This window comes from Saccharopolyspora sp. NPDC000995, assembly GCF_053599315.1.
Genome location: NZ_JBSFLZ010000231.1, coordinates 1 through 4774 on the forward strand (window position 1 = coordinate 1; position 4774 = coordinate 4774).

Below are 4774 nucleotides of genomic sequence, written 5' to 3' on the forward strand. Positions count from 1 at the left end.
ACACATGATTAACAGGCGGCTGCCCTACATCGAATGCAGCCCCCAACCACACGTTCCCGCAGGTCAAAAACCAAATGGCTGCTGCCGTACTAGGCGAGGCGCAAGAACTGCTGCACCCAGCTGCACGACGACCTGAGATCGACGTACTGCTGCGAACTGACGGAACAGACGCCGACTGGAGATACCGCTTCAGTGTCCCCAGCGAGCGCGCTCTGCACCTCACGCTTAAAAATTCGCCCAGAAAGTCCCCGCTCGCCTTGGACCAGTCAGGAAGCGGCTTCACGTATCTCTGTGCGGAGCGCCTCGGCCCCCGCGACCTACTGTCCGTGTCTGCCGAGCCACCTGACGAGCTCGGAGTCGGTGTACGAGGGGAGCACACGGCACAAGTACTGGCACTGCGCCAGGAACGGCTAACCAAGCGACGGCTGACCGTACGCGAGCCGTTGCTGCATCCTAGTGGCATGCGAAACAGCACCCCGCACGGAACCGCGTACACTTCACACTGCCTGAGCAGCGGCTGGGCGGACGCATTCTCGTCGGAATCTTCGTCGATCATCTGGATACATGACGTATGGAGAGCACCGGACTCCAAAAAAAATCGGGGCGATGCCAGCAGACGCAATCGACACGACGGACCGAAAACCTGATCAGGTTGACGCGGTGAGACATATAACCCGGCGTGCGTGGTGCCCGAACGGGCAGTAGCAGCGACGGTGGAATACTGGGTGCGGAGTCCGACAGGTACCCCGGCACCGCCGATCACCTGCGAAGAAGCCGTCCGACCCGAGGGAGCTGCGCACCCGTGACCGACGGACCCCTGATCGTCCAGTCCGACAAGACCCTGCTGCTCGAGGTCGACCACGACCTCGCCGACGAGACCCGTACCGCCATCGCACCGTTCGCGGAGCTGGAGCGCGCCCCGGAGCACGTGCACACCTACCGCATCACGCCGCTCGCGCTGTGGAACGCACGCGCCGCCGGGCACGACGCGGAACAGGTGGTGGACGGGCTGGTGCGCTACTCGCGTTACCCCGTGCCGCAGCCGCTGCTGGTGGACATCGTCGAGACGATGGGCCGCTTCGGCCGCCTGCAGCTGGCCAACGACCCGGCGCACGGCCTGGTGCTGAACTCGCTAGACCGCGCGGTGCTGGAAGAAATCCTGCGCAACAAGAAGATCACCCCGATGCTGGGCGCGCGCATCGACGACGACACAGTGGTCGTGCACCCCAGCGAACGCGGGCGGCTCAAGCAGCTGCTGCTGAAGGTCGGCTGGCCCGCCGAGGACCTGGCCGGTTACGTCGACGGCGAGGCGCATCCGATCGCGCTGCGGCAGGACGGCTGGCAGCTACGCGACTACCAGGCGCAGGCCGTGCAGTCGTTCTGGGCCGGCGGCTCGGGTGTCGTGGTGCTGCCCTGTGGCGCGGGCAAGACAATGGTCGGCGCGGCGGCGATGGCCGAAGCGCAGGCCACGACGTTGATCCTGGTCACCAACACCGTCGCCGGGCGGCAGTGGAAGCGGGAGCTGATCGAGCGGACGTCACTGACCGAGGAGGAGATCGGCGAGTACTCCGGCGAGAAGAAGGAGATCCGGCCGGTCACCATCGCGACCTACCAGGTAATCACCCGCCGCTCCAAGGGCGAGTACAAGCACCTGGAGCTGTTCGACTCCCGCGACTGGGGGCTGGTGGTCTACGACGAGGTGCACCTGCTGCCCGCGCCGGTGTTCCGGATGACCGCCGACCTGCAGTCCCGCCGGCGCCTCGGGCTCACCGCAACCCTGGTGCGCGAGGATGGCCGGGAAGGCGACGTGTTCTCGCTGATCGGGCCCAAGCGCTACGACGCACCGTGGAAGGACATCGAGGCGCAGGGCTGGATCGCGCCCGCCGAGTGCATCGAGGTCCGGGTGACGCTTACCGACAACGAGCGGCTGGAATACGCCACGGCCGACGCCGACGAGCGCTACAAGATGTGCTCCACGGCGCGCACCAAGGCCCCGGTGGTCAAGGCGATCCTGGACCGGCACCCGGGCGAGCCCTCCCTAGTCATCGGCGCGTACCTGGAGCAGCTGCACGAGCTGGGCGAGGCGCTGGACGCTCCGATCGTGGAGGGTTCGACGAAGAACAAGGAGCGCGAGGAACTGTTCGACGCCTTCCGTCGCGGCGAGATCAACCGGCTCGTGGTGTCGAAGGTGGCGAACTTCTCGATCGACCTGCCGGAGGCCTCGGTCGCTGTGCAGGTGTCCGGGACGTTCGGGTCACGGCAGGAGGAGGCGCAGCGGCTCGGTCGGCTGCTGCGGCCGAAAGCCGAGCGCAAGCAGGCGCACTTCTACTCGGTCGTCTCGCGGGACACCCTGGACACCGACTACGCGGCGCACCGGCAGCGGTTCCTCGCCGAGCAGGGCTACGCGTACCGGATCGTCGACGCCGACGACCTGCTCGGGCCCGCCATCCCGGACATCGGGTGACGACATTTGGGGGACACACCCGGCCAGCTGTCACCCAAAAGTGTCCGAGTTGGGTCCGCCAGCGGCTACCGTTGCGATGAACGCGCGCAACACCCGATGAGCCGCGCAGGCTCGCCGACTCGGATGCGGCGCCCGCAGGGCCCAGACTGGGGCGGGCTCGGGGTTCGAGCGCCGGAATGAACATGGGGTGCGGGCGTCCCGCAAGACACTGGAGATCGGATGGCCACCGAGCAGGAACGTGCGGCACTGGGCGGAGCGCACCGGTTCGTCGGACTCGCGGAAAGGCTCGAACGCCACGCGGGGGTGCCGACCGGGGCCGAGCCCCCGAACGTGCACGGCACCAACCGAGGCTACGGGCTGGTGTTCTTCCACCTAGAGCAGTACCACCTGACCACGGTGATCAGCACCGGGCTCCGCTTCCAGCCGCTGGGCGCCGAACCCGCCCAGGAAATCGCCTGCACGGTCTACAAGGAGCAGGCCGAAGCCGCCCGGCACCTGGTCGACCTCACCGCCGAGGTGCTAGTACAGCAGCGCTCCCACCTGGTGCCGGACCAGATCGTGCCGAACGAGCAGCCGCTGCTGCCAGGCACCGAGTTCCACGGGGTGCTCGCCAGCGGCCACCCGCTGTTCTCGCCGGAGTTCACCCGGTTCACCGATCCGGAGGGCGTGGAGCAGCTCCAGGTGTTCACGCTGCTGCCGGTGACCCTCGGCGAGCTGAACTACATCCTGGACAACGGCGTCACCGCGCTGCGCCAGCAGTGGGCACGGTTCGAGGTGGACGTCTTCGACCTCGGCCGCCCCAGCGTGGTGTAGGCGGGAACGCAATTTCCATTGAGCGTTGTCCGACCTCCTCTTGCGTTGCGGTGCGGGTAGCGGAACCTCGGCGGATGTGGACAACGTCTTCGATTTCCAATTGAAATCGGACCCCGATTTCAATTGGAATCGGACCTCTGATTTCCGATCGAAATCGCGGCGTCAACGGCCGTCGGTCGTTGCGCGCCCTTGACGCGCCGCGACGACGGCGGGCTGAAAGACATCAAGAACTCTCAGCGACCTAATGAATCAATGCTCACACCACAAATGCGTGGGCACGACATCCCATCAGTGATCAACTCTCCCGGCCCACCAGCAGGGGCACGCTCTTTCATCAGAACTCAAACGTCCAGGACCACAGAGTGCTCACCTGCCGGCGGCTACCAGACCCGAGTCTGCCCGACGGCCGACTCACGACTCATTAGGATCGGGTCATGGCCCCTGCGACGATCGACTTGGCGGAGTTGGACGCGGTGCGGGTGTACGCGCTGCCGATGCGCAACAAGTTCCGGGGTGTCACGGTCCGGCGAGGAGTCCTGCTGAGCGGCCCGGCCGGGTGGGGCGAGTTCTGCCCGTTCGAGGACTACGACGACGCCCAGTCCGCGCCGTGGCTGCGGGCAGCACTGGAGGCGTGCACCGAGGAATGGCCGGAGCCGCTTCGCGATCGCATCCCGGTCAACTGCACGGTGCCCGCCGTGCCCGCGGAGAAGGCCGCGTCGATCGTCGCGGCGTCCGGCTGCGGCACTGCGAAGGTCAAGATCGCCGAGCCCGGCCAGTCCCCCGGTGACGACGTCGAACGCGTCGCGGCGGTCCGCGACGCGCTTGGCCCGGGCGGTGCGATCCGGGTGGACGCCAACGCCGCTTGGGACGTCGAAACGGCGATCACCCGCATCAGTGAGCTGGACAAGGCGGCCGGAGGCCTGGAGTACGCGGAACAACCGTGCCCGACGATCGACGAACTCGCTGCGGTTCGCCGCCGGGTGGACGTCCGGATCGCGGCCGACGAGAGCATCCGCCGCGCCGAGGACCCGCTGCGCGTGGCGGTCGCCGGAGCGGCCGACGTCGCGATCATCAAGGCCACGCCGCTGGGCGGCGTCCGCCGCGCGCTGCGCGTCGCCGAGGCCTGCGGCCTGCCCTGCGTCGTGTCCTCCGCAGTGGAGAGCAGCGTCGGCCTCGCCGCGCAGCTCGCCCTGGCGGGCTCGCTTCCCGAGCTCCCCTTCGCCTGCGGCCTCGGCACGGTGGCGCTGCTCGACGGCGACGTCGTCGCCGACTCGCTGCGGCCCGTGGACGGCCATCTGCCGGTGCTCCGCCGCCCGCCGGTGCCGGATCCTGCGCTGGTCGCGGCGGCTACGCCGCCTGCCGACGTGCAGCGGCATTGGCTGAACCGGCTCCGCCGGGTGCACACTCCTCGGCGTGCTCCGCCGGTCCGGCCGCGACGCCGCGCAGCAGCCACCGCGGGCCGTCCACCCCGACGAACCGCAGTGCCGCCTTCGGCGA

2 protein-coding genes and 2 pseudogenes are annotated in these 4774 nt (G+C 68.2%); 3 read left to right on the forward strand and 1 reads right to left on the reverse strand.

Annotation, left to right across the window (positions count from 1 at the left end; genetic code table 11):
- The first annotated feature begins 802 nt into the window (after positions 1-802).
- The 3 genes and pseudogenes from ACWDKQ_RS35125 to ACWDKQ_RS35135 form a co-directional block, all read left to right on the forward strand.
- A complete protein-coding gene (locus ACWDKQ_RS35125; protein ID WP_450143066.1) occupies positions 803-2464 on the forward strand; it encodes a DNA repair helicase XPB in 1662 nt (553 codons plus the stop codon).
- Positions 2465-2683: 219 nt separating this feature from the next.
- Positions 2684-3277, forward strand: a complete 594-nt coding sequence (locus ACWDKQ_RS35130) for a suppressor of fused domain protein (protein WP_450143067.1) — start codon at positions 2684-2686, stop codon at positions 3275-3277.
- Between the two features lie 434 nt (positions 3278-3711).
- A pseudogene (locus tag ACWDKQ_RS35135) lies at positions 3712-4680 on the forward strand (o-succinylbenzoate synthase); the annotation flags it as partial.
- A 1-nt stretch (position 4681) separates the two neighbouring features.
- On the opposite strand, the pseudogene ACWDKQ_RS35140 reads toward ACWDKQ_RS35135, so the two are convergent.
- A pseudogene (locus ACWDKQ_RS35140) lies at positions 4682-4774 on the reverse strand (DUF3710 domain-containing protein); the annotation flags it as partial.

Excerpts from the sequence above, each read along its gene's own strand:
- ACWDKQ_RS35130 (WP_450143067.1), top strand. The coding sequence starts at position 2,684 with ATGGCCACCGAGCAGGAACGTGCGGCACTGGGCGGAGCGCACCGGTTC.